Origin of the sequence: Paenibacillus glucanolyticus (genome assembly GCF_037333485.1) — a bacterium.
Classification (GTDB): domain Bacteria; phylum Bacillota; class Bacilli; order Paenibacillales; family Paenibacillaceae; genus Paenibacillus_AQ; species Paenibacillus_AQ glucanolyticus.
This window is the reverse complement of sequence record NZ_CP147845.1, coordinates 3,237,732-3,263,309: the sequence shown is the minus strand read 5'-3', so window position 1 is coordinate 3,263,309 and position 25,578 is coordinate 3,237,732. Positions and strand designations below refer to the sequence as shown.

24 protein-coding genes are annotated in these 25,578 nt (G+C 46.4%); 2 read left to right on the top strand and 22 right to left on the bottom strand.

What is annotated here, in order from left to right; genetic code table 11:
* Positions 1–7: 7 nt before the first annotated feature.
* Entirely contained in the window at positions 8–391 is a 384-nt protein-coding gene (panD, locus tag WDY75_RS15530) for an aspartate 1-decarboxylase (RefSeq protein ID WP_063479655.1), read from the bottom strand.
* A gap of 665 nt (positions 392–1,056) precedes the next feature.
* On the bottom strand, positions 1,057–2,118 hold the full coding sequence (locus tag WDY75_RS15525) for a glycosyltransferase family 2 protein (RefSeq protein ID WP_063479656.1): 1,062 nt from the start codon (positions 2,116–2,118) through the stop codon (positions 1,057–1,059).
* Between the two features lie 717 nt (positions 2,119–2,835).
* Here WDY75_RS15525 and WDY75_RS15520 point away from each other — a divergent pair.
* On the top strand, positions 2,836–3,792 hold the full coding sequence (locus WDY75_RS15520; protein ID WP_197477135.1) for an ABC transporter ATP-binding protein: 957 nt from the start codon (positions 2,836–2,838) through the stop codon (positions 3,790–3,792).
* 2 nt (positions 3,793–3,794) lie between these two features.
* Positions 3,795–4,628: an ABC transporter permease gene (locus WDY75_RS15515; protein ID WP_036638948.1), complete on the top strand. Its 834-nt coding sequence runs from the start codon at positions 3,795–3,797 to the stop codon at positions 4,626–4,628.
* Between the two features lie 110 nt (positions 4,629–4,738).
* Here the strand turns inward: WDY75_RS15515 and WDY75_RS15510 are convergent, their stop codons facing one another.
* The 20 genes from WDY75_RS15510 to cntE (WDY75_RS15415) form a co-directional block, all read right to left on the bottom strand.
* The gene (locus WDY75_RS15510) at positions 4,739–5,344 is read right to left on the bottom strand and encodes an HAD hydrolase family protein (protein ID WP_231888129.1); all 606 of its coding nucleotides are present in this window, start codon (positions 5,342–5,344) and stop codon (positions 4,739–4,741) included.
* A gap of 261 nt (positions 5,345–5,605) precedes the next feature.
* On the bottom strand, positions 5,606–6,418 hold the full coding sequence (locus WDY75_RS15505; RefSeq protein WP_036638946.1) for a metallophosphoesterase: 813 nt from the start codon (positions 6,416–6,418) through the stop codon (positions 5,606–5,608).
* The gene (locus tag WDY75_RS15500; RefSeq protein WP_036638944.1) at positions 6,415–7,395 is read right to left on the bottom strand and encodes an ABC transporter ATP-binding protein; all 981 of its coding nucleotides are present in this window, start codon (positions 7,393–7,395) and stop codon (positions 6,415–6,417) included. Before WDY75_RS15500 ends, WDY75_RS15505 begins: the two co-directional genes overlap by 4 nt.
* A complete protein-coding gene (locus WDY75_RS15495) occupies positions 7,392–8,387 on the bottom strand; it encodes an ABC transporter ATP-binding protein (protein WP_063479659.1) in 996 nt (331 codons plus the stop codon). The genes WDY75_RS15500 and WDY75_RS15495 overlap by 4 nt, the downstream gene beginning before the upstream one ends.
* Positions 8,388–8,399: 12 nt before the next feature.
* Positions 8,400–9,218, bottom strand: a complete 819-nt coding sequence (locus WDY75_RS15490; protein ID WP_063479660.1) for an ABC transporter permease — start codon at positions 9,216–9,218, stop codon at positions 8,400–8,402.
* Positions 9,219–9,224: 6 nt separating this feature from the next.
* Positions 9,225–10,169 carry an ABC transporter permease gene (locus WDY75_RS15485; protein ID WP_006210256.1) on the bottom strand — a complete coding sequence of 315 codons (945 nt, stop codon included), beginning with the start codon at positions 10,167–10,169 and terminating at the stop codon, positions 9,225–9,227.
* A gap of 17 nt (positions 10,170–10,186) precedes the next feature.
* The gene (locus WDY75_RS15480; RefSeq protein WP_063479661.1) at positions 10,187–11,770 is read right to left on the bottom strand and encodes an ABC transporter substrate-binding protein; all 1,584 of its coding nucleotides are present in this window, start codon (positions 11,768–11,770) and stop codon (positions 10,187–10,189) included.
* Positions 11,771–11,816: 46 nt separating this feature from the next.
* Positions 11,817–12,551, bottom strand: coding sequence for an MBL fold metallo-hydrolase (locus WDY75_RS15475; protein WP_006210257.1), 735 nt, complete (start codon positions 12,549–12,551; stop codon positions 11,817–11,819).
* 29 nt (positions 12,552–12,580) lie between these two features.
* Positions 12,581–13,438, bottom strand: a complete 858-nt coding sequence (locus tag WDY75_RS15470; protein WP_063479662.1) for a MurR/RpiR family transcriptional regulator — start codon at positions 13,436–13,438, stop codon at positions 12,581–12,583.
* Positions 13,425–14,156: an HAD family hydrolase gene (locus tag WDY75_RS15465; RefSeq protein WP_234972957.1), complete on the bottom strand. Its 732-nt coding sequence runs from the start codon at positions 14,154–14,156 to the stop codon at positions 13,425–13,427. The genes WDY75_RS15470 and WDY75_RS15465 overlap by 14 nt, the downstream gene beginning before the upstream one ends.
* Before the next feature lie 700 nt (positions 14,157–14,856).
* Positions 14,857–16,077 (bottom strand): staphylopine family metallophore export MFS transporter CntE, encoded by a 1,221-nt coding sequence (gene cntE, locus WDY75_RS15460; protein ID WP_006210260.1) that lies wholly within the window; start codon positions 16,075–16,077, stop codon positions 14,857–14,859.
* A gap of 30 nt (positions 16,078–16,107) precedes the next feature.
* Positions 16,108–16,854: an ABC transporter ATP-binding protein gene (locus WDY75_RS15455; RefSeq protein ID WP_006210261.1), complete on the bottom strand. Its 747-nt coding sequence runs from the start codon at positions 16,852–16,854 to the stop codon at positions 16,108–16,110.
* A gap of 1 nt (position 16,855) precedes the next feature.
* The gene (gene cntD, locus WDY75_RS15450; protein ID WP_036638936.1) at positions 16,856–17,665 is read right to left on the bottom strand and encodes a staphylopine uptake ABC transporter ATP-binding protein CntD; all 810 of its coding nucleotides are present in this window, start codon (positions 17,663–17,665) and stop codon (positions 16,856–16,858) included.
* Positions 17,646–18,533 carry a staphylopine uptake ABC transporter permease subunit CntC gene (gene cntC, locus WDY75_RS15445; RefSeq protein ID WP_006210263.1) on the bottom strand — a complete coding sequence of 296 codons (888 nt, stop codon included), beginning with the start codon at positions 18,531–18,533 and terminating at the stop codon, positions 17,646–17,648. Before cntC ends, cntD begins: the two co-directional genes overlap by 20 nt.
* A complete protein-coding gene (gene opp1B, locus WDY75_RS15440) occupies positions 18,533–19,465 on the bottom strand; it encodes a nickel/cobalt ABC transporter permease (RefSeq protein WP_063479663.1) in 933 nt (310 codons plus the stop codon). The genes cntC and opp1B overlap by 1 nt, the downstream gene beginning before the upstream one ends.
* A gap of 41 nt (positions 19,466–19,506) precedes the next feature.
* On the bottom strand, positions 19,507–21,084 hold the full coding sequence (cntA, locus tag WDY75_RS15435; protein ID WP_063479664.1) for a staphylopine-dependent metal ABC transporter substrate-binding lipoprotein: 1,578 nt from the start codon (positions 21,082–21,084) through the stop codon (positions 19,507–19,509).
* A gap of 72 nt (positions 21,085–21,156) precedes the next feature.
* On the bottom strand, positions 21,157–22,455 hold the full coding sequence (locus WDY75_RS15430) for an opine metallophore biosynthesis dehydrogenase (RefSeq protein ID WP_006210265.1): 1,299 nt from the start codon (positions 22,453–22,455) through the stop codon (positions 21,157–21,159).
* A 34-nt stretch (positions 22,456–22,489) separates the two neighbouring features.
* Positions 22,490–23,281: a hypothetical protein gene (locus WDY75_RS15425; RefSeq protein WP_063479665.1), complete on the bottom strand. Its 792-nt coding sequence runs from the start codon at positions 23,279–23,281 to the stop codon at positions 22,490–22,492.
* Positions 23,262–24,143 carry a hypothetical protein gene (locus WDY75_RS15420; RefSeq protein WP_006210267.1) on the bottom strand — a complete coding sequence of 294 codons (882 nt, stop codon included), beginning with the start codon at positions 24,141–24,143 and terminating at the stop codon, positions 23,262–23,264. The genes WDY75_RS15425 and WDY75_RS15420 overlap by 20 nt, the downstream gene beginning before the upstream one ends.
* 145 nt (positions 24,144–24,288) lie before the next feature.
* A complete protein-coding gene (cntE, locus tag WDY75_RS15415) occupies positions 24,289–25,521 on the bottom strand; it encodes a staphylopine family metallophore export MFS transporter CntE (protein ID WP_231888088.1) in 1,233 nt (410 codons plus the stop codon).
* Positions 25,522–25,578 lie beyond the last annotated feature (57 nt).

Below are 25,578 nucleotides of genomic sequence, written 5' to 3'. Positions count from 1 at the left end.
TGTTTGATCACAACGTTGTGGAATGCAGTTCTTGATAATCCTCCGTTACGATGCGATTAAGCTCGTCCAAAATGACAACATGCGGACGATACGTTCGGGCTACCGATTCCTCCATCATCGCGTAAGAAATAATAATGACGCGGTCGCCCGGCTGCACCTGTCTCGCAGCGGCACCGTTCAAGCACACCATACCCGAGCCTCTTGGGCCGGTTATGACATAGGTCTCCAGCCTGGCTCCGTTATTTATATTGACAACCTGCACTTTTTCGTTCTCCAGGATGTTGGATGCATCCAAAATATCCTGATCGATGGTTATGCTTCCTACATAATTCAAATTGGCCTCCGTCACGACAGCATGGTGAATTTTGGACTTATGCATCTCTCTAAACATGAATACACTCTCCTTGTGGGGTGGTGTTTGGAAAAATAAGACTTAGCTAACTTCTTAAAAACGAACGTTATTTTCCAAATATTCTTTTTAAGGAACACCCAGAAACAAACCTGCGTTGTTTCTCTGACTTAACGAAAAGACCAGGCTGGTGCAACAAGACGTTCTAAAAAGAATCTGTGCGGCAAACTCTTGCCACTGTAGCTGTTTGTGCAAAACAAGCAAGTTCATGCTTATGCGTGGGATCAAGGTGAATAGGCAATTTCATGTGATTGTGAGGGGGCTTGTTGACTGGCAAGCTCATACTTTTTTGTGTGGAATCTTGCTGGCAGTAAGCTCATGCTGTTGAACGAGCTCATGCTGATCAGGCAGGTGTAGGATATCGTGCGGGTTCCAGTAGATCGAAAATCCTGGCAGTAGAAACTAAAAACGTGGCTTGTACATAGCAGCAGCTCATCATTCTAGGCAGTTCATTGCTGCAAAGAGGGAAATTGGTGTGTATTAAGGTGTAGCGGTAATGAATTAAAGTGTTACAGTAAAAAAATATAATTCTCATAAATTAGGGAATTTCTTGTAACCTACCCTTATAGTAGTGCTAAACTTTTGCCTGCGATAGGGAGATAAACTTACAATACAGGGGGAAATTTTCTTTACTTTTTTGATCAGTACTACCAGAGATTGAGAGCTCTGCGCAAAAAAGCACTTCCTTTCTTGCTTGAAAACAGCAGCTTAACATACAAAAACATATTAAAAATCGTAACTTTACAGCGGATGGATTGGCGGCAATAGTGGAGCGCTTTTTTGCGATCGTGACGGTTTAAATAGCTGAGTGTATAATATTTGCTTGCGATGCCGATGTCGATATAATAGAGTTGTTTCGCTTTTTTGCTGACGGAATCGGACTGAGAGACTAATTCCCGTATGTGCTCGCGGACCTGGATAGATTTGAAGCTAAGCTCCTCGATTCTTATATATATTTCCTTGTTGAGATGAATCGTATCTGGATCAAGCTGCCAGCGGTCGCAGAATAAGTAGAGGCTATCGGGGGATTCCCGGTAGACGGCATGAGGTTTGGTTTGCAGTGCAATTCTGTATTTGTCGAAAAAGCGGAGCAGATAGGTTGTATCTTCACCCAGATAAAAATGCTCATTGATCAAGCCGACTTCATCCAACAGCTCCCGCCGGAATACCATCGTATTCAGTTGAAAAAAATTGCGTGTATGAGACAAAAACGCCTCGAACAATCCTTTTTCGAATATGATCGTTTCTCCGTCATTCCATATTTCGAACGTTGTTCGCATCGAATGCAGCAAATGTCGCTCCACCTTGTTCTCGAAGTTGTAGGAAGTCATATCGCCGTGCTGTTCCACCCACAGCGCAAAGCTGATAGCTGCTTTTGTCAGCGCAAGTGTGCTCACGCTGTCGGTCAAATGGCAAGGATACCATTCGTCATCGGAATCAAGAAACGCCAAATATTCGCCTCGCGCCGCCAGCATCCCCGTGTTTCGCGCGCCGCCCGGCCCTTTTTCCCGTTCGTTGCACACATAGCGAATTCGCGCATCCCTACTCGCCCACTCGCGGATTGCCTCTTTCGTATGATCCGTGCTTCGGTCATCAACGACGATCAGCTCCCAGTTGCCGTAAGACTGGCTCAAGATGGACTCGATCGCGCCGGAAATGATGTGCGCCCGATTATACGTAGGCATCACAATGCTTATCAACGGCTCCATTCGTTTCACTCCCATCGTTACAAAATATATGCCCTTAAAACATCGTCAGTGTAAATGGGGAATGGGGAAGCCGTCAAGTCCAAACAGCATACGGTGGTTTATGCATGAGCCGCTTGTGAGTTGAATTGGAATCTATCGCAACTCGGAGTCATCCAGCAACAAAGTGGCGTCCGGGCTAAGTCCATGCTCACGCAGCAGCATTTTAAGATATTCGCCGATAAGTTTTTTTTGCTGTTATTTCCTCCCGAAAATAGAAGTTTGTTTGATTGCTCACATTCTATCGGAAGTCCGTTGCAAGTAAGTTACAAAAAAATTCGCAAAAATCGACTGTGTATCTGCTATGCTAGGATCAAAGTTTTACGAACTAGAACTCGCACAATATTAGTTCCCCTAGGCACAATACTGGCCTGCTGTAATAATTGAATGTACCTGCCTATCTATCTCATACTTCAGATTTGGACGAATATCTTTTTTTTCGTTAATCCGTCTATACTCCCCAGAGACATTTTCAGCATGCTGCCTCCGTCCTGAGACGGAGACGAAAACCGTTCTGCCGTCCCTCACTTCTAGTCATAGCAATAAGTTATCTTTATATTGCGCCGGTTGATATACCGTTAAGTATACTCAGGCATCCTCATTTACCAGTCAAAGAATACATACTCTCTCTTGATTTAGACACGCAGCAGCAAAAACATAGTTCGAACTGAAAGGGGAAAAATGATGAAGATGATTTATCAATTAGAGCATGTGGATAAAACATACAAAAAAGGAAAGGTTGTCGCCAATCAAAACATAAGTTTCGACGTTCAGCAAGGGGAAATTCTCGGTTTGCTTGGTCCGAATGGAGCAGGCAAATCCACGCTAATCAAGCAAATGGTAGGTCATCTTGCTCCCACCTCAGGTACGGTACGCTACAAAGGAACCAGCGTACAGACACAAACCAAGCGAGTTGCCCAAGAGGTGGCCTACTACTCACAAGAGCCTCACGCCCTGACCAGTTTAAAAACCTGGGAAGCCTTGTATTTTACAGGAAGATTGCGGGGATTGACAAAGCAGTCCTCCATAGAGCAATCAGAGGAATTGTTGGAACGCTTTGGAATGCAGGACCTCCGTCATAAGCTGCTCAAAAACGTTTCCGGCGGACAGAAGCGTTTAATCGGGATTGGTACATGTTTGATCGGCTTTTCCCCCGTCATGATCCTGGATGAACCGACCAATGAACTGGACCCTAAAAAGAGAAGGCTCGTATGGGATCTGATTCAGGAACGCAATCGCCAAGGAGTAACCGTAATCTTGGTGACACATAACGTGCTGGAGGCCGAACAGGTCGTGGACAGAGTAGCAGTTGTAAATCACGGCAAGCTATTGGCCATCGATCATGTCACTGTCTTAAAACAAAGGGTCGATCAGCGGATGAAACTGGAAATTACGACTTCCTTAGGCGAAAGCGATTATGTTTGCGAAAGCTTAAGCGCGCTGGGACAGTGGACCAAAATAGGAGAAAACCGAATCCGGGCACTGATTGAGAAGCAAAACGCCAGCTACGCGATTGACTGCCTGACCAACCAGCATTTGCCGATTGAAGAATATTCGCTGGTCCCTCCGAATCTTGAAGATGTTTATTTTCATATCGATGACGAACAGGATAAACCTGTCACAGCGGAGGTGGTCTAAACATGGAAAAGGCAAAACCATCCATGCAAAGCCATGACTTGCAGCTGCAAGAAGCGGTCTTTCTCCAAGGGCACCAGGAGCAGAGTATCATCCAACGCAGAATTACGGAATGGCTGATCCTGGCCCGTATTCAATTCACGATTATCCGCGAGGCGTGGGTTTGGATATTCATCATGGCATGCATGTTTCCGTTAACAACGCTGTTGTTTCTCAAATTTTTCACGGTTGACCCAACGCCAGCCGTCATGACACGTATTATTACAGGGAATATGCTCTTCGGCTTAATCGTTATGGGACTTAATTCCATGGCCCAGGAGATATCTTGGCAGAAGCATCAAGGCCACTTCACGTACTATTCGTCCCTGCCGATTGCCAAGGTAAACTTCATCTTCGCCAATCTGCTGCGCGGCTTGATCATGAGCGTACCGTCTTTTATTATCCTGGCCCTGATTGGTCAGCTTGCTTACGGCATTCAATTCCACTACAGTTGGGGACTTGTCCCTGTATTGCTGCTCACCGTTTTTAGCGTGGTTGGCGCTGGTGTACTGATCGGCTTCTGGTCTCCTAGCCATCAACTGACAAATATGCTCGTCCAGGCGTTGATGATGTTCATCTCGTTTTTGACACCAGTCATGGTGGATATGAATCAATTGCCTGGAATCCTGCAATGGTTCTCTTATATCTTTCCAACCACTTACGCCGCTGAAGCCATGCGGGAGGTACTGATATCGGGCTGGTCCGGCTCTGTCGCCTGGAACACGCTTATACTCTTGTTTTTCTCGCTGTTGTCCATCATATTGATCTTGAAAAAGGTAGATTGGCGTGTTGAGAAGTAGAGAAAGCGCAGTTCATTTTTTTCGAAAAAAAACGAGAAAACAGGCAGCCGATAGTATCGGCTGCCTGTTTCCTACTAGTTATTGCGGTATAGTGTCATGGATGGTCTGCATTACACTACAAATCTCTCAATTGCAACAGCAACACCATCATGATCATTTGAATCGGTTACGTGGGCTGCACAATTCTTCAGTTCGATTATCGCATTTTCCATTGCAACTGGAACTCCCGACATATGAAACAGGCCTAAATCGTTAAAGTCATCCCCGAATACCATTACATTTTCTGATCTTACTCCGATATCGCTTAACACCCATTGCACGGCTTTTTCCTTTGAGGCTGATTTATGCATGATTTGGACCAATACTCCTCCATCGGTTGCGATTACGTTCACATGGTCACCGAATTGCTCGCATATATCCCCCCATGTGCTGCAACCTAGAACCAATATTTTGGTCGGGGAAAGCAAACTTATATAATCTTTATCAACAACCTGGGGTTTCGGGTCATTCGAGCGGATACCTAATTGAGCACATTGTGAATCGGGAACTGGTCTACACGTATACCATGAATCATGAACCTCGTATGAGATTATCGAATGAGGTACTCGTAACTCGATGAATTTATGAATCTGTTGGCTAATCTCCATAGGGATACTAATGTGCCGCTCATTTTGCTTAGATTTGCAAGTAGCTAAAGCACCGTTGTAATAAACCATGTAGTCTACAAAAGGGAACACCTTCAAAAATTGATTAGCCGCTGCTGAACAAACTCCCTTATCCGAACATCAGGTTGCTGAAAAGATTATTAGTCTCATCGACCTCAAACAAGCTCATCGAATTTCGAGTTAAGGTACCTTTCTTTCGGTCCTATTAAGATGATGCTGGAAATACCCCATCTTAGTTAAAATAAAGCGCCACATCCGGTTAATCCAGTCGCGACGCTTCTTTTTTATATGGACGATAGTTTATGATAGATTCTAAAGAGAGATGACTTGCAGGCAGCTGCGTATTTCATCTAATGCGACTTCTTGTGTCCATTCTTGGCGATACCCCAAGCAAGCACAAACCATCTCCGTATTTTGGTGGACATGCTTTTTTCGATAATGCACATGTCCCATCACGGCGTAATGAACATTATATTTGACGTACAAATCCGCATATTCTGCACTTCCCAGGAAGGCATTGAAGTATTCCCACCTTGGATGCGGCATCGGCACTTTGAAGAACGGGTGCCCCAGCATATGGGTTACCAGGATGATCTGTTTGCCTTGATGCTCGGCAAGCTCCCGTTCCATTGCCTCGTAGAAATAACGATGCATGTCGGAGTTGCTTCTTCCCCAATGAACATAGATGCTGTCTTGCCATGTGCGATCCGCAAATTTCATTTTCTCGAAATCGGCAGACCCATACGTGGGCTCTCCCAATGTGTAATCATACCATCCCGTATTGCCGATTACGACCCACTCATCGTTCAGAATATATGGCTGCTCACTTAAGCAGCCCGGGAAGGATTGATAGGCTTTATAAATTTCCCAAGTATCGGTAATCCCATTCTCTTTGCTCCAGTAATCGTGGTTTCCAGGGACAAACAATACCGGGATACCACTTCTCTCACGCAGTTCATGAAGCACGCTCAAACTGAGGTGCGAATCATTAGATATATCTCCAGCAACGATTAGATGAGTCAATTCCCGCTCTTTCACAACCTCAAGCAGTGCTTCCTGAACAGGAAGATCTTGAGGCTGCTTGTTCAAATCGACATGGAGATCCGATATGATTCCCAGATTCATTTGATTTCCTCCCCTTCATATAGATGACAACTTACCATATTTCCCGTCGAATAGGGCTTCAGCTCCGGCATCTCCTGATGGCATCTGTCCATGGCATAGGGACAGCGAGGATGAAATGTGCATCCCGTTGGGGGAGTAAGTGGACTTGGTAAATCCCCCTGGAGCAAAATCCTCTCCCTCTGTGTTGCCTTCACTTGGGGGATGGATGAAAATAAGGCCTGTGTATAGGGGTGAACCGGTTCTCTTCCTGCTTGAGCAACATCAATGATTTCTGCCAATCGCCCCAGATACATCACCCCGATTCGATCGCTCATATACTGAATTACATTCAAATCGTGGGAAATGAACAGATACGTCAAGCCATGCCGATGTTGTAATTCTTTAAGCAGATTGAGTATTTGAGATTGAATGGAAACGTCCAGGGCTGACACCGCTTCATCAATAACGATAAATTTAGGGTTCAAGACAAGCGCCGCAGCAATTCCGACGCGTTGCCTTTGACCTCCACTTAATTCATGTGGATACCTCTTCAGAAAACTGTTATCCAGCCCCACTTGCTCCAGCACAGAGGCGACAATCTTCCGTCTTTCCTGCTTATCGCCAATACGATGTATAATTAGCGGCTCCTCCAGGATCCAGCCAATCTGCTTTTTGGGGTTTAGGGAGGCATAGGGGTCCTGAAATACGATTTGTATTTCCTGCCGCAATATCCTCATTTCTCGGCGGTCCAGTCCCGTAACGTCTCTACCCCGGTAACGTATGCTGCCCCCGGTCTGCTGCAGCAGCCGCACCAGCAATTGACCCGTTGTAGATTTGCCGCAGCCGCTCTCCCCAACCAGCCCAAAGGTTTCGCCTTCACGGATTGTAAACGACACGTTATCCACCGCTTTCACATACTGCTGGCTTTCCCATAGACCTTGCCTTGGAACGGCATAATATTTGACCAATCCCTCAACCTCAATCAACGCCGTATTCATTCGTCCCCCTCCCAATCCCTCCCCGGATTCGTATACAGGTGACAACGAACGAAATGGTTAGCTGTTTGTTCTGTGAGCGAAGGCACATGAGTTAAGCAGAGACTCTCCGCATGAGGACATCGGCTTGTAAACGGACATCCTTCTCCACGTTCTGCAAGGGAAGGCACACGGCCCGGAATAGTATACAGCGGTTTGTCTTTATGCTCAATATCTGGGATGGATTTCATCAGTCCCACCGTGTAAGGATGCTTCGGATCATTCAGCAACTCCTTCACCGGGGCCTCTTCTACAACATAACCGGCATACATGACCATAACCCTGTCGCTAATCTCACGAATGACACCCAGGTCATGTGAAATAAAAAGCATGGCTGCTCCGGTCTCCTCCTTCATAACTTGTAGCAAACTTAAGATCTGTGCTTGAATGGTTACATCCAGTGCAGTTGTTGGCTCATCAGCAATCAACAATTGTGGTGTGCAAATCAGCGCCATTGCAATCATCACCCGCTGACGCATACCACCCGATAATTGATGTGGGTATTCACGGAATAACTGCTCCGCACGAGGGAGCCCCACCCGCTCCATCATATCGAGAGCAAGCCTATGGGCTTCCTTGCGGGAAACCGGCATATGGACCATAGCCGTTTCCGCAATCTGCCAGCCGATTGGAACCAGGGGATTTAAGGCCGTCATGGGATCTTGAAAAATCATGGCAGCTTGCTTGCCCCGAACCTTGCACCATTCTTCTGCACTGAATTCACACAAATTTTTCCCCGCTAGTACAATTTCCCCGCCGGTAACCTCAGCCCCCTTGGGTAATAATCCCATTACCGAAAGTGAAGTCAGGCTCTTACCACAGCCTGATTCGCCAACGATACCGAGCACTTCACCCTCCCGCAATGCAAAGGATATGTTCTGAAGCGCCGGAAGGGAAGCTTTCCTACTGGTAAACGCCACCTTCAGATCCCGTACTTCCAAAAGTTCCGATTTCACATGCTTTCCCCCCTAACTCTTCTTATTGTAAATATCCCGAATACCATCACCGAGCAGATTGAATCCTAATACCATGGCCGTCATGATCACACCGGTTATGATGACATACCACGGCGCATTCATAATGAACGGTTGGGCTTCACTCAACATCCGTCCCCAACTTGGGTCCGGCGGCTGTACGCCAAGTCCCAGATAACTAAGTCCGGCTTCCGCCAACACTGAACCAGAGAACCCTAACGACGCCGCAACAATCAAAGGGGATACCATATTGGGCAAGATATGCCGAATAATAATACGCCATGGTCCTGCTCCCTTGGCTATAGAAGCCTTAACAAAGTCAAACTCCTTGTATTGAATAAATCCACTCCGGGCTATCCGAGAAAAAGAAGGAATACTCATCAGTCCTAAAGCCAATATCGTATTGTTCAAACCCGGGCCAAACACCGAAACCAGCATAATAGCAAGCAGGATGCCCGGAAAGGCCTGCATGGCATCTATGAACCGCATTATCAACTCATCTAGCCATCCTCCGAAATATCCAGCAATTGCCCCTAACAGCAGACCGCAGGACAAACCAATAAAAACAGAGGAGAAACCAATTAAAAATGCAGTCTGTGCTCCCTCCATAATTCGGCTGAAGATATCCCGGCCAAAATTGTCAGTTCCCCAGATATGGCTGGTCTGTGGCGGAGCCAGCCTCATCGAGGTATTCATTTCATTGGGCTCGTAAGGGGTATAGAATAATCCTGTCAGCATGAACAGCATTAGCATAATAACCAGCACCCCGCCGAAGACAAGCGGCTTGCTGTGGACCCATGATTTTACGTTCATCGTTCCTCACCTTTTTATTCGAATACGGGGATCAATCACTTTATACAGCAAATCAATGATAAAATTGATCCCCGCTACCAATATAGCAATGTACAAAACAAGGGTTTGCACCAATGGCAAATCGCGAGTGCCAATGGAAGTAATCAGCAGGTTCCCTAGGCCCGGAAGGGCAAATACATTCTCTACCACAATACTGCCCCCGAGGGTATCGGTAATGATGAGACCCACTATCGTCACCACCGGGATTAGGGCATTGCGCAAAATATGTCGGTACATAATGGCCCTCTCTCGCACCCCCTTACTCCTGGCTGTTCGTACATAATCCATGCGAGTCTGGTCCAATAAAGTATTGCGTAAATATCTCATCACAACAGCAATACCGGGAATGGATAGAGCCAGCGACGGCAGAAATAAAGAACGTATAGCGGCAATCGGATTCTCTCCCCAAGGAACATATCCATACGTTGGAAATAGACGGAACGTAACCGAGAAGACCAGGATGAGAATAAATGCAAGCCAAAAGGATGGCATTGCTACTCCTAGCTGAGTGAAAGCGGACAGCCATACGGCCGGCCATTTACCGTCGTATCTGGCGATAAGAATTCCCAAGGGAATACCAATCAGCAGCGTCAGCGCCAAGGAGAATAGCGCAAGTGAAACCGTTACAGGCACCCGCTCTGCCAAAATCTCCGTTACCGGACGATGGTAGCGTAGTGATTCGCCCAAATCGCCCACAGCCGCATTTTTAATCCAAGCTACATACCGTTCTCCCACAGGTCGATCAAGACCCATCGTATCCCGTAGCGCCGCCAACTGATGCGGATCTGCGTCCACTCCCAAAATAATCTGAGCAGGATCACCGGGCAACACCTGAAACACAAGAAAGGTGATAACCGAAACCAGTAACACAGTAGCAGCCAGCATAATCAGCTTTCGAATATAAAATCTCAAGATGCATGTCCCCTAAATTATTCTTCCGTAAAGTACATTGGAGCGAAGTCATACTTTTGCACGGGATACATTTTAAAGCCTTTGAGGCTTTTCTTCATCGCTACATTCCGGCCGGGATCCATAATAAATACCGCTACAGCTTGATCGGTCAACAGCTCTTGCGCTTGCTTGTAAAGGTCAGCTCGCGCCTTCTCATCCAGCTCGGTTCGAGCTTGACCCACCAAATCGTCAAATTCGCTATTACTGAATTTATAGAAGTTTTTTGCATAGCTTGATTCATAACGCCCCAGTACCTCGTTTGGATCCAGCTTTCCGGTCAAACCTATAATGGTGGCCTCATACTTGGCGTTATTATAGACATCCTCCAGCCAACTGCTCCATTCAATTTGCTTGAGTGCCGCTCGAATGCCAACCTGCTTGAGCTGTTCGCTAATGACCTGAGCGGTATCCACATGGAATTGATAGTTGGAAGGCACGGTAATCGTCAAATCAAAGCCATTCTCATAGCCTGCCTCTTTTAACAATGATTTTGCTTGCTCGATATTCGGTTCATAGCGACTTTCTAACCCTTCCTGATAGTACATTTTCATCGCAGGACTCATATTCGAACCTAATGGAGTACCGTTTCCGTCTGCTACCGTTTGAATGATGACATTCTTGTCAATCGCAAAATTGATTGCCTGGCGTACTCTTACATCGTCCAGCGGCTTGACCGAATTGTTTAAAGCCATCAATTGAACCATGTTCTGCGGACCAGATACGATGGAATAGCCATCCCCTAACTGCATAGCCCCTTGTTCGCTAACGCCTGGCACCATATCAATATCTCCTGATTGCAATGCCAGGATCGATGAATTGGCGTCAGGCATTATTTTAAATTCAATGCGATCCAGCTTGGGCATCCGCTCGTTGTCGTAGAAATCTGCATTTTTTTCCAGTACCAGTTGCTGTCCGGGCTGATATTCCACGAATTTGAAAGGACCCGCTCCTATAGGCTTCTCGCTTTGTTGCTCATAATTTTTGGGCACAATACCCACGATATTAGCTGCCATAAAAGCAGCATCACGTTCTTTAAGCTTGACTACAACGGTGTATTCATCCGGGTTCTCGATGCTCTTAATGCCGGAGAACTTGGAGGACAGGGGCTCTTGTCCATCCAATCCAGCCAATTTCGCATAAGAATAAGAAACATCATCCGACGTAAGAGGAGAGCCGTCGTGGAACACCACATTCTTTTTTATATTAAAAGTATAGATAAGCCCATCCTCTGATACTTCATACGACTCAGCGATTGCCGGAATGAGATCACCCTTCTCACCCGCTTCAAATAAGCCGTCAAATACGTTATCCATCATAGAGTTCGTATCCGTTGCTGCAGAAAGATAGGGGTCCAGATTATCCGGTTCGGTAGCGATAGCTACTCTTACTGTACCCCCTTCCATAACCTTATCCTGATCCGATTCTGCCGCCGTTTCTGTAGAGGTTTCGGGCTTATTGCCCGTTGCCGCTGGTTGGGCATTTCCACCGCATCCCGAAATGATTACCGCAAATAAAGTAAGTGTAGACAAACCCGCCACTAATGTCTTCTTCAAGCTCATCATGGTAAAGATCCTCTCCCTGAATATGAATTTTTATTCTAATAGAATACTAGAAGCTCCATTTCAATCCCGAATAAGCTAATTCGATAGGACCGCTATAGTTACGTGCTGCCTCCATGGCAAGTTGCCGCTGGTCGCCATAATGCGGAAAATGCGTCAGGATCAAATATCCGGCGTTGGCTAAGCGAGCAATCTCCCCTGCTTCCCCTGCAGTAAGATGACCATCCAGCACTCCCTTCTGCACATCATAGAGGCTGCACTCCAGAACAAGCAGGTCAGCGTTTTCCGCAAATTCAATAAAACTGCTGCAATATCCTGTATCTCCTGAATAGATTAGATTTGCTCCTTCCCGGGTTGTCGCTTTGATGGCACAACAGGGAACTTCATGAACAGTCTCTGAAAATGAAAACATCAGTTCTCCAACATTCACCGTTCTTGCCGGTTCAATCGGATGCACATGGACATAATCAGGATAAGCAAAATTCAAACTGGCTAGATTCTCCCCATAAATATACACATCTAACGGGCGAGTGCGTTTACCAAGCTGAGTTAACACCAATGCGGAAAACTCCAGTGCATAAACATCTGCAAAATGGTCAGCATGTGTGTGGGTAATAAATACCGCATCCAGTTGTTCCAAATTGATTTCATTTTGCAACCGTGACAAGACGCCACTCCCGCAATCGAGTAATACCGCACTGTCCGCATGCCTAAGCAGATAGCCAGAGGTTGCTTCATTTTTGGCGGGATAGGCTCCCCAATAGCCGATTACTGTAAGCTCCATGATGCTTCCTTTCTACTCTTCTTTAGAGGTCATTTGAGTTTGTGCACCCACTCAAAGCTGTCTTGGAACTCATTAAGCATCAATTCCATCCGTTCAAGATTGCCTTGAACCCGTTCTTTCTCCAAATAAGAAATTTCATTGATGATAGCATTGACTACAGCTAAGGGGGCTGTATATGAATCAAGAAAACCGTTGGATTTGCATTCTGCCAGCAATACCAAATCAGCAAGCTTGGCAAAAGGGGACAGACCCGAATCTGTGAGAACGATCAGTTTAGCCTGTTGCTCCTTGGCCAGCCTGGATAATTTCAGCGTTCTGGAACAATACCTCGGGTAGCCGCAAGCAAACACTACGTCCCCCGGTTTAATATACGAAACATACTCCGCAACTCCCCCTTGAGGAATTAACTCGCAGTTACCCAGCATGTATTTCATGACAAAACTGAAAAAAGATGTGACGGACAACCCCATTCTCCAGCCTGCAACCCAAACGCGATCTGCCTGCAACAACAAGGACGCAGCCTCATGAATTTGTGCCCGATCCACCTGCATCATCGTTTGGCGAATATTTTCAGCTTCTTGCGTAAAGTGCTTTTCCAGCCACGAATGTTCCTGCCGGTTCGTGGATTGAATAAAATTGTGGACCGCCCGCTGGTCCTGAATTACAATGCGCCGTAAATCTTGTTGCATCTCGGAGAAGCTTGAATAAGAAAGTGCTTGAGCCAGCCGATGAACGGTAGCTTCGCTAACATCCGACTTCTCGGCAATTCGTTGTGCCGATTGTAATGCAGCTTCACGCAGATTACTCTGGATGTAGTGAGCGACTTTCTTTTTCCCAAGGCTCAAACTTTCAAACTGCTCAGCAATCTTGTCTTCAATTCTCGACATGACAAGTTCCTCCAACGACGGAGCACGCTGACAAATTGAGCTTAGGCGGGTGACCCAAATAGGCGGGCAGCTCCTCCAAACTGGAAATAACCCGTTCATAATCAAGCTCCTCAATTCCTTGTTTGCCGTAAGGATTGATTAGCAGAGATTCCATGCCAACTTGGCGCGAACCCAGTACATCATCATAGTAGTTGTCTCCCACGTAAAGGGACTGCTGCGCAGTTACTCCGGCTTTCTGTAAAGCATAAGTAAATATAGCTGGATCTGGCTTTTCCAGTTTCACCTCGGAAGAAATTACGATTTCAGCCATCTCTTCATCTAGCTGGTTGCGTCGGAGTACCTCCCTTGCCGTGTTGTCCCAATTCGAAATTAAGCCCACCTTGTATCCTAACTCTCTTAGATACCTCAATGTAGGCTTGCTAAAATCAAATGCACGCCAACCCGTTACTGAATCTTTTAATATCCGCTGTTGCACCTGAATTATCTCTTCAATAGGCAAACTCAATTGAAGATAATAGTTGAGCACGCCCACGTACCAAGGCATGAACGATCGACTGTCCTTACCCAGAACGCCCCGGAATTCTCTCATGAACAGCTTGTCTGCTAAATGATACGCAATTGTGATTTCATCAAGCGTTTTGGAGACGTCAAAGACCTGCAGGGTTTTAAAATACACTTCTTCCCGGTGGGTCTTGACCAGGGTATAACCAAGATCCAACCATATAAACCTAATCATAGATGCACCCGCTCTTTCTTGTAGGATTTCCTTCATAAGCTACATGAATGTTTGTTTTCCTTCACTCATGATTACATCTTAGTGTTAAAGTATTTGTCGAAAAATAATTCAAATGATGATTTTAGTAAAAACTTGCCCAAGCTCCATTTGCGGCGTTTACACAAATAACTCTGTCACAACCAGATCTTTGAGTGTTGGTTAATTGTGAAAGGACTTGCTCAGCCTTCAAGGAATTCTGGGCTATCCATCAGTTTCTCGTATTGTCAAGCAAAAGAGTACCGTAATTAAAACAAAAAAAAGAAGCACGCGGTCTTGCAAGCGGTGCGCCAGCACTTCTTTGCTTAACTTTTATATTAAAGAGATTTGATATACTGCCCCTGTTTCTGCTTGAAACCGAATCGTTCCCCTAGCGGCGGTTCCTCCGAAATTGCCGTCAATCTGGAACGGCGGGTGATTGTCCAGAAAGTTTTAGGGTTATTTGACTACCGGGATGAAGGGCAAATAAATGGGAATTGGCTACGCTTTCATTATCAAACACCCCTCTTGTTGCAACAACCTTCAACTCTTTACTTTACTTCTCCGCTGTTTACCAAATCCTTGCGAACAATCACAAGAAGCTGACAGTTCTAAACTGTCAGCTTCTTGCAATCTCTTCATGGCTTTTAAATAAATTGAACGTTTATCAGCCCTTGGTACTCGGACCATCATTAGAATCCACACGGATCACTGATTCATCGGAACTCTTTCTTCTCTCGTACGAAAACACAATCATCACTATGCCTAAAATAGCGCAAATGAAATACATCGTGGAGTACGAATAATAATCTGAAATGGGCCCCATCAGGGCTCCCCCCATCGATACACCAAGGTCAGCCGTGGCAATAAACAACCCGATTAACACGTTGCGATTCGCAGAAGGCAGTACAAAGGACAAATACGTTGTTAATGTGGGATACAGCAGTGCTTGCGCAGCGCCCATAAGAATGGCCCCGGCATACAGTAGAATGGCCCCCTTCGCTGAAGACAAACTGATGCATGCCGAAGCCAAGGTGATAAGCAGCATAGTACCCATAATAAATGACGAATGCCATCTGCCATCGGAAGGGATTCGCTTTCTCAGGAGAACCCGCGAGGCAACAACAACCGCGGCCTGAAGCATCAAATAAATGCCGGCGCTGCCGCTATTCAGCTGTGCACCATATAATGGCATGAACGTCGTTACCGCTCCGAATATGATCGATGCGGACAGCATCAGCACGCTGCATTTGAACAGATGCGGATTCTTTACAATTTGCCCGAATGAGGCCATCACTCCAAAACTATCGGACGATTTCTCGCCAGTATTCGGCTCCTTCTCCATCTTGACCGTGTAACCGAATACTCCGGTACAGACGGCGATGCTGATCAGGATGACGGTAAAGGCATCCATGCCGTTGGCCTGCCAGAGGCTTAAAGCGAACACCGGCCCGATGATCCCGGGTATATAGGAGAATAACGAATAGAATGATATTCCTTGGGATCGTTCCTTCTCGGGCAGCGCATCGATGATTCCGATCTGGAGCGCCATCGAGAAAAATGCGGTTGCAACGCCTTGCAGGATTCGAGCCAGGACATATCCGCCTATTCCTGTAAACGTATATAAAATCAGGGCAGCGCCATTAACCAAAAGAATCAGTCGCAGCACCTTGACTGGTCCATGCTTTTGGATCAATTGCCCGGCCCAGGGCCGAAAGAACATGGTTGTAAGCATGTACGCTCCCATGACAAGGCCGATGGTTGTACTACTCGCTCCCCAAGCGGCCCCCTGGAGCGGAATTATAACATTGAGCAAGGCGTTGGCGCTGAAATATAGAAGTGCCAGCATATATAGACGTAAAAATGGCCAAGACATGGCTCCACTCACAATGACTCTCCTCCTGCTTGCGAATAAACGTCAGAACGTAATCAAATGCTTCATTAATTTTTTGGCGTAGTCGGACTCGACCTCTTTTAATTGCTCAACACGAACCGTTTCCACAACTTTGCCGCTTTTGAATATAAGGATTCGGTCGCACAGATAAGCGGCAGCTTGAATGTCATGCGTGATAAAAATGTAACTCATGTGATATATTTCTTTAAGCTCCTTTAGCAACCGAAGCACTTGAATCTGCACCGATACGTCCAGGGAACTGATCGCCTCGTCCAGCACAATGCATTTTGGTTCTGTGGCAACGGCTCTGGCAATGCAGACTCGCTGTGCCTCTCCTCCGGATAACTCATGGGCGTATTTCATTTTATATGAAGGGTCCAATCCAACCTGCTTCAGCAGCAGATCGATTTTGCTCCTCTTGTCAGACTGAAGTGGTTTTTGCATAGCCAGTGCCTCCAGGATTGCTTCCTCCACGGTAAAGAATGGATTAATGGACGACGAATAATCCTGGAACACGGCACTCATGTTGCCGGATCGCACATGCCGGTGTCTTACAGGCTTTCCTTCATACAGAACACTGCCGCGGTCAGGTTGTTCAATACCCAAAACTAGGCGTCCGAGCGTTGATTTTCCGCTGCCGCTTTCACCGATGATGCCAAGGCTTTCGCCATTGCCGCATTCAAAGCTTACACCATGCAGAACCTGTTGTTTGTTTCTAGTAAACATGCCGCCTGTCCGGTAGGATTTCTCGACGTTCACCACGGTTAACACATTACATCCCTCCGTTCATGAGCACATTGAAATGATGGCTGAGCTCAAGCCGGGTAGAGACCAGGTATTGCGTGTAGGGATGCCGAGGTGCGGTAAACACCTCTTCAACGCTCCCTGTCTCCACGATGATACCGTTTTTCATGACCGCAACCTCATCTGCAATCTTCTTTACGACCCCCAAATCATGCGACACAAAGATCATGGAAGCCCCCATTCTTTCCCGAAGACGGATGAACTGCTCAACGACCTCGAATTGCGAAATCGTATCCAGCGCCGTGGTCGGTTCATCGGCAATGATGATATCGGGTTCCAGTACAAGTGTGAGTGCAATCATCAATCGTTGGAGCATGCCGCCTGATAACTGGTGTGGGTATTTGTTCAAAATCTCCATAGGCTGCTCCAGCATGACGCTTTCCATCGCCTTCTTCATATTGGCCTCAGCGATACTCTTGCTCCAGTCATAATGCGTTCTCAGTGTCTCCTGGACATGAACGCCTACCACGGAGGACGGATCAAACGCTCCCATACCGTGCTGCATGATCATGCCGATGTGTTTGCCCCTTATTTTTCGCATTGCTTTATCTGAAAGATGTTCCAGATGCTCACCCTTGTACAGGATCTCCCCGGATTGACGAATCCAAGGCCTATGTAATCGTATGATCGATCTGCACGTCAATGATTTCCCGCTCCCGCTTTCGCCTACAATTGCAAGACAGGTTCCCTGCTTCAATTGAAACGAAATGTTACGAATAATTTCTCTTCCCTCGCTGGCATCCCATACCTTCAGATGATTAACCTCTAGCATATTCATAAGCCGGTTTCTCCACCTCTGTCATTTGCGGCTGCTTGCCGGACTTCATGCGTTTAGGATCAAGCGCGACTTGAAGTCCATCCGCCAGAAAATTAAATGCTGATACAGCAATCACAATAGCCAGGCCGGGCGCTAACATCAGCTCGGGCCGAGAGAACATAACCTCTCTTGCTTCATTAAGCATCATTCCCCATTCGGCGTTGGGAGCCTTGATACCCAGCCCCAGGAATGACAACCCGGAGATTTGTAAAATCATGGAACACATCGAACCGCTGGCAATGACGGCAATATCGGAGAAGGTCACGGGAACGATGTGTCTGAGGATAATTCTTCGATTGCTGATACCGATTGCTTTTGAGAACTTAACGTAATCCTTTTCCGTGTACTGGAGAACCGATGTACGGATGACGCGAGCAAACCATGCCCATTTCATGGCTACGAAAGCAATCAGGATGTTCTCAAGTCCGGCGCCCAGAATGCCGACAACGGCCAATGTCATCACATACCCTGGAAATGAGAGCATCACATCGCATACTCTCATCAGGAACGCATCCGTTTTTCCTCTGAAATAACCTGCTATGAAACCAACGATGGCGCCAACACCTACCGATGCCAACATGGTGGCCAGAACCCATAGAACGCTGGGACGTATCCCATAGATCAGTCTGGATAAAATGCATCTTCCCAAATGATCATTGCCAAGCCAATACGACCAGGATGAATGAGCGAAGCGAAGTTTCATATCGACTTGGTTAGGATCGTGCGGCGCAAAGAAGGGAGCAAACAGGCCGACAACAACGATTGTGGCGATAACGACTAGTGACAGGCTGGCCAGTTTGTCTCTAGTCAAATTTTTGAGTGTGCTCATCACAATTCCTTTCTTAATTTCGGATTCAGCGCAGCGTTGATTACGTCCGACAACGTGTTAAACAGCACGAAGGTTACCGCTAAAATAAGAACATACGCCTGTATCACCGGAAAATCCCTGCTCAGGATGGATTTTACGCTCAGTCGTCCAAGGCCCGGCCAGGCAAATACGTTCTCAATCACGACAGTACTCCCCAAAATAATAGGGATCGCCATGCAGAATATGGACACGGCCACCTGCAGGGAATTCCTCAGAATATGTTGGGTAATCTTTCTCTCTGACAAGCCGCAGGCTCTCCCATATACCACATAGCCTTCATCCAATTGGGTAAGCATTGAACTTCGGACGTTTCGGAAATAAATGCCCACATAACTTACCGATATCACGGTGACGGGGAGAATATAGCTCTGATAGGAGTCCATACCGCTGGTGGGCAGCAAGTCCAAGCGGACCGATAGATACCAGATCAATATCGAGGCAAGCCAGTACGAAGGCATCGACGTTAGAATAAAAGAGACACCTCTTACGGATCGATCCAGTATTTTCCCTTCATTTAATGCGCATACAACCCCCAGAAGAATAGACATGAAGATAATGATGACGGATGAAACCATCGTCAGCTTGAATGTATTGACAAAGGCCGGGCTGATCAAGGACCACACAGACTGTCCCGTTACATAAGACTCCCCGAAGTCTAACCGAAGGCTGGCCAGCATCCAGTCGGCATACTGTTTCAGGAACGGCTGATTCATTCCCAACTCTTCGCGTGTCTGTGCCAACAGTTCTTCCGTTATCTCAGGAACTTCTTGCGCCCGGAGTACGACTTCTGCAGGATCCATGGGCGACAGGTTATTCAGCAGAAAGGTCAGAAACGAAATGATGAACAGGATCGGAACAGAGATCAGTAATCTTTTTACAACATAACTTCCCATAAGGACTCCTTGTCGAATTAGGATTCAGCGGTCAGACCGAACTATTCAAAATACATTTGCTCAAAAGGCAGTTCGAACTGAGTTTGCTTGAATGCAATACCTTGCAGGCTCTTGGGCGCCAGCACCGTGACACTCCCGTTGGAAATCGGAATGAATACCGCTTCATCGTGAACAATTTGCAGGATTTCAGCATACAACGACTTTCTGACTTCCTCGTCGGTAGAACCCATAACCTGCTGAATCAGGTCATAGAGGTGATCCGCTTCTGCGATTCCCTTGGTTGTATGCAGATATGACGCTTCCGAAGTGAATGCAAAAATCGTGCTCTGAGGGTCATAGGCCAATCCCCAGGTCTGATTGAATAATAATTCGTAATCCCCTGTAGAGCGTCGATTCGCAATGGAACTCGACTCCTCGCCGATGAGATCCAGCTTGATTCCAATCCCGCCCACCGTATTCTGAATATATTCCGCCTGCGTTTTTTGCGAAGCTGAGTTACTGTCATAGTATAATTTGATGGTCAAGCGTTTCCCGTCCTTCATTCTGGCATCACCGTCACCGTCCTTTGTCCAACCGGCTTGCTCCAGAATTCGCTCTGCGGCTTGGAGGTCATAACCACGCTCCTTCAGCTGAACATCGGCATAGTTGACGTTGGATGAGAAGAGTCGATTCGCCACCGATTCGGTTCCTTCGAAGATATCCTTGCTGATCGTTTCGCGATCGATCGCATGCCAAATGGCCTCGCGCACTGCCTTTTCACTTACCGGACTGTCTACTTTGCTGCTGTTAGCCACGATCATTTTTGTATTCATGGCTTCACTTCGAACCAATTGAAAGGTTCCGGCGTCAACCAGGTGATTCATGGCCTGGACGTCGATGCTGTCTGCGCCCCGATCATCGGTGAATACGAAGTTCACCTCTCCTTTTTGCATAGCCAGGAAGGTCGTTTCCCCGGCGGGAAGCACCTTTGCCGTTATTTTTTTGATTTTTGGCTGACCTCCCCAATACTCCTCATTGGCGGTAAATGTGGCATACTCATCGATTTTATGTTCTGTAAATTTGTAGGGGCCGGTTCCGTTATGTCCTTGCACCCCATCCTTGGTTTCTCCCTGAATGAAGTCATTGGGAGAGAGGAACACATAAGGCCGCGTCATAGACAATTCAACAAGTGCAGGATAGTAGGGTTCGCTTAAATTCAATTGAAAGGTATATTCATCCACTACCTTGATGCTCTTGATCTTGGTCGACAGTTTGATCCAGGCATGTTTATCCGCGTTGTGCTGCACAGCTTCGATGTTCATTCTGACGGCTTCCGCATTAAAGGGTTCCCCGTCATGAAACTTTACATCTTTCCTTAAATGGAAGGTGTACGTCTTCCCATCCTCGGATAGGTCCCAGGATTCCGCCAGAAGCGGCTTTATTCCTTCTTTTGTGTTCTCTACCAGTGATTCGTAAACCATTCCTTGAGCCGGCATCGATCCTGTGTATAAATGTGGATTCATATCATGAATATCTTTCGCTGTTGCATAAATGATTTCGTCTTGGAGCTTGGTTGTGTCCTCGCTTCCCTGATTCTCAGCTCCACATGCAGCCAAAAGCGCGGTCATAACCATAAGCATCCATAGCCATAAAGTTGTTCTTCTCACAGTCTTCCTCCTATTTATCTGGTTGTTATATGTAAACGCAAAAGGCTATACGTTAGACATCTCCTCGCCTATCCATTTCAGATCCTCCTCGAAACTTTGGATCTGAAAGGCGTCTGACAATACTCGGCCTTGATTAGCTAGCGACACACTTGTAATTTTGTTCTCATACGTATCAATGAAGCGATCGATAGTGGGGCAATTCACCTTGAGATTTCTGGCAATGCCTTGGATGATCTTTACCCGGTAATAATCCTCCTTGGGCATCCTCGGGATATCCAGGCTTCCTTCCTTATTGACAAATATCTTCCGAATCGGAACCGCCGAGAAATCGAAGTATTTCCCGTCTTGATCTGGCTGCGAGAAGGGATCGATTAACAAGGAAGCGTAACGTATGAACAACAAATACTCTTGATGAACGGCCTGTAAATGGTTAAAACCTTCGATATCCTCACGCGACAAGCTTTCGTTCCGTACGGGATAGTTATCATCGGTCATGAATTTCAGCAAATTGATGCTTGGTATCCCTAACTTGTCTAAAATACTCATCATCTCGCTCCATTGCGATCGCATATTACGGATCAGATTCTGTGTAATGGGCCCTTCCGGGAAGAGCTTGTAGACATATTTGGGAATGTCATTCGATTCGTCAAAAATGGCGCTTAGTGAAAAATCATTCATGAACAAAGCAGGGTGAACGTAGAGCGAGATGTTCCTCGCCTCTGCTTCCAGAGGCGTCCGCATGACTTCTAAATCTATATCGAGGCCCTTGTGCAGACGGCATAACGCATCGATAAGAGGAGAACGTCCCCTCGTAGATCCGATAAAGACTTTTTTCTTAACCGCCGTTGTGATGACATGGTTGGATACCCTGTTATCCATCCACCTCGTGTCCCCGATATACGTAGAGAAACTTATGATTTCCGCATCCGGATTCAAGCGCCGGATGTAGCCGGAGACCAGCTGATTGGAGCCGAGAGTCGGTGAAATCAGCACTAAGCTTTTGACCTTGCACAGAACGTCAGGATGAATTTGCCGGATCACATCTATATAAGCATCCGTGGTCACTGCAAGAAAGAGACTATCCCATGCCCCTTCAATGGTTTCGAAGCCTCGAAATACATCGTCAATACAAGCTTCGCCTTCCATAGCATGATGCTTTTTGTTTTGAATACTCACGCAAACCTTCTGATCATTTACTGCAAGTGATTCGAAGAAATCAGCGGAACGGACCGATTCCCTTCCGGCAATTCCGAGCCGGCAGCGAAATTCCCTTTTAAGAGTAACCGCCAGTTGCAAGGCAGCAGGTCCCGTCCCCAATAATAAGACTCGCTTCATATTTTCCATAAAAACACCTCACATCGATTACCTTATGGCGAACCTAGCTTTTCTTGTACAACGCAATGTCAAAGATATCGTTCCTGCGCAATACGTTACCAACCAGTCTCCATTTGCTTACATCCGTATCTTGCATGGGATAATTGAACAATGACTTTAATTGGTCTCCGTATCTCATGGCTACTACGACGTGTTCATTCGTCAATGGGTGCAGCTGATCCAGTATTTCGTATTTATTAGAAATCGTAGAACTGAAGATAACATGGGTAATCGCATTCATATCATCGAGGAGATCCACCGGTGTATTTTTTAAAGTAATCTTCAATCCGGGGCCCAATTTCTCAGTAACCTTCAATCCGAGTTCAATGGCCTCGTTGTCAATGTCAATACCGACCACTTGAGCTCCCGTACGCTGAGCGATTAACAATGCCGTCATCGGGAACGAGCCGGAGCCAACCAGCAATACACTCGATGCGGAAGTTACCTGGAAGCTGCCGAACTCCTTCTCGATGCATTCTTCAATATTTCTGAAATAATTGGTGATCTCAGCATCTCCCTGTAATAATTTCATCGCACGATATTTCTCCAGAATGGCTACGCATCTCGCAGAGTGCTTTCTCACCTCATCCACAAGATCGTTTATTCCACCCATTCCTTGTTCCTTCAGCAATTCCCAGTTACTGAGGTTGGACTCATCAATGATAAACGCAGAATAATCGTCAATGAGCTGCTCCAATTCCGTACAATGTCCAGCCGAATAATCAAACTGGTCCGCGAAATACTTAAAACTTGAGAGATAATCGGTCACGGACTGCTCAAACCATGCTAATTTCACGATTCCTCACTCCCTCCACATGGTCTGCATCCTGTTCGATGAATGCTATGCCTTGTGCTACAATGCCGACGTTTCCTTCGATTTCCAGTTGAGTCAACCGCTCTTGATCGTAGAAGGCTCTTACTTGAATCGTTCCACCCGGCTGCTGGATGGCAGCCTCCATACTTTTTTGATTCTTCCAGGCTAAGTAAGCCCCTACGGAAGCCGTTCCGGAGCCGCAGCCTCTTTCCCATACTGCGCTATCCAGATCCGACACATAGATCAGCGGAGCCAATTCACTGGTGCGTATGTTGTATAACAGAATGCCCAGCATCTTTGTATCGAGCAAGGGACCGATAAGTTTAACCAGATTTAACATTTTCCTCTTCATTTCAGTATCAATGTCCTCGACTTCAATTACGAAATGGACAAAGTCGCTGTATCTGACAACGATCATGTCGTAAGAGTCACTCCCGTCGTTTAGCACAGTTTGTTCAATTGTTAACGGAAGCGGCATATCCACTTGACACTGATAATCCCCACTGTTTTTTGTTATCCGACAAGTCACCAATCGCTCAACACCGGATACTTGTAAGTGGAGTTCGGTTGTTTCATTTTGATTTAACCCCTGTTCATTTGCTAAATAAGCAGCTAGAGCCATGCAGGCATTACCGCAGAATTCACCTCCAGCCATATGTAGGCGCGCATCCGCATTCTCCTTCCGGAACGGTTCAATAAATCCAACCTGTTCAGCATAAACATTGTCGTAGGACATGATTTTAGCAGCAATGACTTTATAGTCATCGGGAGGAAGCTTGCTCTTAATCAGTACCGTCATATTCTGTGTAGGGTTGCATTTCACAAAATCGATCTTATGCTTCATACCGGGCTCCCTTGATTACAATATGTGATCAGTTGGTTTGTTTATTAATCGTAATCATTACGATTAAGGACAAGTGTAATATAGCATGTCACTATGAGATAGTCAACAGAAATTTCCAAAAAAAACAAGCCGCACTTTCGCGGCTTTACGATTTAGCATTCATTGCAGATCTGATCTCATTGCCTGCTTCCATCTGTTTCCTGAAAACCATGACCATAATCATGGCTGTGATAGTAAGAAACGTGCAGATTGTAAACATGGTAGAGTACGAACTTGTTTGTACAATTATACCCATTAGGAGTCCGCCCAGGGAGAAACCCAGATCATAGGCTGACATGAAAATGCCCATAAGAACATATCTGGAATCAGCAGGTAATACAAATGACAAATATGTGGTTAACATTGGGTACAGCAGTGCTACGGCAAAACCACTGAACACTGCAGAAAGGTACACAAGCGGCCCAATCATCTCTAGCAGAGCGAGCAATTGGGTTCCCAATGAGGCAGAAATAAGTAAACCCGCTATCAGCCAAGTATTCCAGCTTCCGTCAGAAGGGATTTTTTTGCGCAAGCTGAATCTGCACAAAATAACCACAAACCCCTGAATCGTCAAAAATATTCCTGGACTCGCCACCCTTGCCGATACCATATACAGTGGTAGGAAAGTTGCGGTTGCTCCATATACGCATGAAGCAAACAGCATAACCAAACTACTAATCAGCAGTGGTGTGCTGTTCAACATTCCTCTGAATGACCCTGCTATATCTCTGAGTGAATACGATTTATTCTGCACCGTGCTTCGTGGCATGTCCACGTTGTATCCGATCAGGATTGGGAACACCGCTAAACCGATCATCAGTACGGTAAACCAGATTTCGCTTGCGTGCTCCCAAATTTGTATGGCGAGTATAGGGATAACCAGAGAAGGAACCATTGTAAAAAGGGTATACATGGATAACCCCTGCCCCCGGTCTTTATCCTCCAGTTTCTCGACAATGCCAACCTGCATCGTCATAGAAAAAAATGAGGTAGCCGCACCTTGCAGTGCCCGCAGCCACAGATACGATTTCACATCAAAAACAACAAACAGCAGCAGAGTAGTCGCATGCAGAACCAGCAGCCACTTCATCACACGCAGCGGTCCATACTTACCAAGTAGTTGGGCCGCAAAAGGCCTTAGAAGCATACACGTAAACATGTATGCCCCCATTATTAGCCCGATCTCAGCCTGATTCAAGCCGGCTGCTTCACTCCGCAAGGGAAGAATAATCGTCAAGGCCGAATTGGCTGCAAAAAATAAAAAGGCCAGCATATAAAACCGGATAAACGAAAAGGACATGGGGTTTAATTTTCCATTGGCCGCTTCTGAAGAATCCAAAATATCGTCCCTCTCCTTCTTCATTTGGCAGTTAATCACAGGAGTGACTGGCCATTA

Bases quoted from the DNA above. Each gene is read 5' to 3' on its own strand.
- panD (WP_063479655.1), bottom strand. From the start codon at position 391: ATGTTTAGAGAGATGCATAAGTCCAAAATTCACCATGCTGTCGTGACG.
- WDY75_RS15525 (WP_063479656.1), bottom strand. From the start codon at position 2,118: ATGGAGCCGTTGATAAGCATTGTGATGCCTACGTATAATCGGGCGCAC.
- WDY75_RS15520 (WP_197477135.1), top strand. From the start codon at position 2,836: ATGATGAAGATGATTTATCAATTAGAGCATGTGGATAAAACATACAAA.
- WDY75_RS15515 (WP_036638948.1), top strand. From the start codon at position 3,795: ATGGAAAAGGCAAAACCATCCATGCAAAGCCATGACTTGCAGCTGCAA.
- WDY75_RS15510 (WP_231888129.1), bottom strand. From the start codon at position 5,344: ATGGTTTATTACAACGGTGCTTTAGCTACTTGCAAATCTAAGCAAAAT.
- WDY75_RS15505 (WP_036638946.1), bottom strand. From the start codon at position 6,418: ATGAATCTGGGAATCATATCGGATCTCCATGTCGATTTGAACAAGCAG.
- WDY75_RS15500 (WP_036638944.1), bottom strand. From the start codon at position 7,395: ATGAATACGGCGTTGATTGAGGTTGAGGGATTGGTCAAATATTATGCC.
- WDY75_RS15490 (WP_063479660.1), bottom strand. From the start codon at position 9,218: ATGAACGTAAAATCATGGGTCCACAGCAAGCCGCTTGTCTTCGGCGGG.
- WDY75_RS15480 (WP_063479661.1), bottom strand. From the start codon at position 11,770: ATGATGAGCTTGAAGAAGACATTAGTGGCGGGTTTGTCTACACTTACT.
- WDY75_RS15475 (WP_006210257.1), bottom strand. From the start codon at position 12,551: ATGGAGCTTACAGTAATCGGCTATTGGGGAGCCTATCCCGCCAAAAAT.
- WDY75_RS15470 (WP_063479662.1), bottom strand. From the start codon at position 13,438: ATGTCGAGAATTGAAGACAAGATTGCTGAGCAGTTTGAAAGTTTGAGC.
- cntD (WP_036638936.1), bottom strand. From the start codon at position 17,665: ATGAATATGCTAGAGGTTAATCATCTGAAGGTATGGGATGCCAGCGAG.
- cntC (WP_006210263.1), bottom strand. From the start codon at position 18,533: ATGAGCACACTCAAAAATTTGACTAGAGACAAACTGGCCAGCCTGTCA.
- opp1B (WP_063479663.1), bottom strand. From the start codon at position 19,465: ATGGGAAGTTATGTTGTAAAAAGATTACTGATCTCTGTTCCGATCCTG.
- cntA (WP_063479664.1), bottom strand. From the start codon at position 21,084: ATGCTTATGGTTATGACCGCGCTTTTGGCTGCATGTGGAGCTGAGAAT.
- WDY75_RS15430 (WP_006210265.1), bottom strand. From the start codon at position 22,455: ATGGAAAATATGAAGCGAGTCTTATTATTGGGGACGGGACCTGCTGCC.
- WDY75_RS15420 (WP_006210267.1), bottom strand. From the start codon at position 24,143: ATGAAGCATAAGATCGATTTTGTGAAATGCAACCCTACACAGAATATG.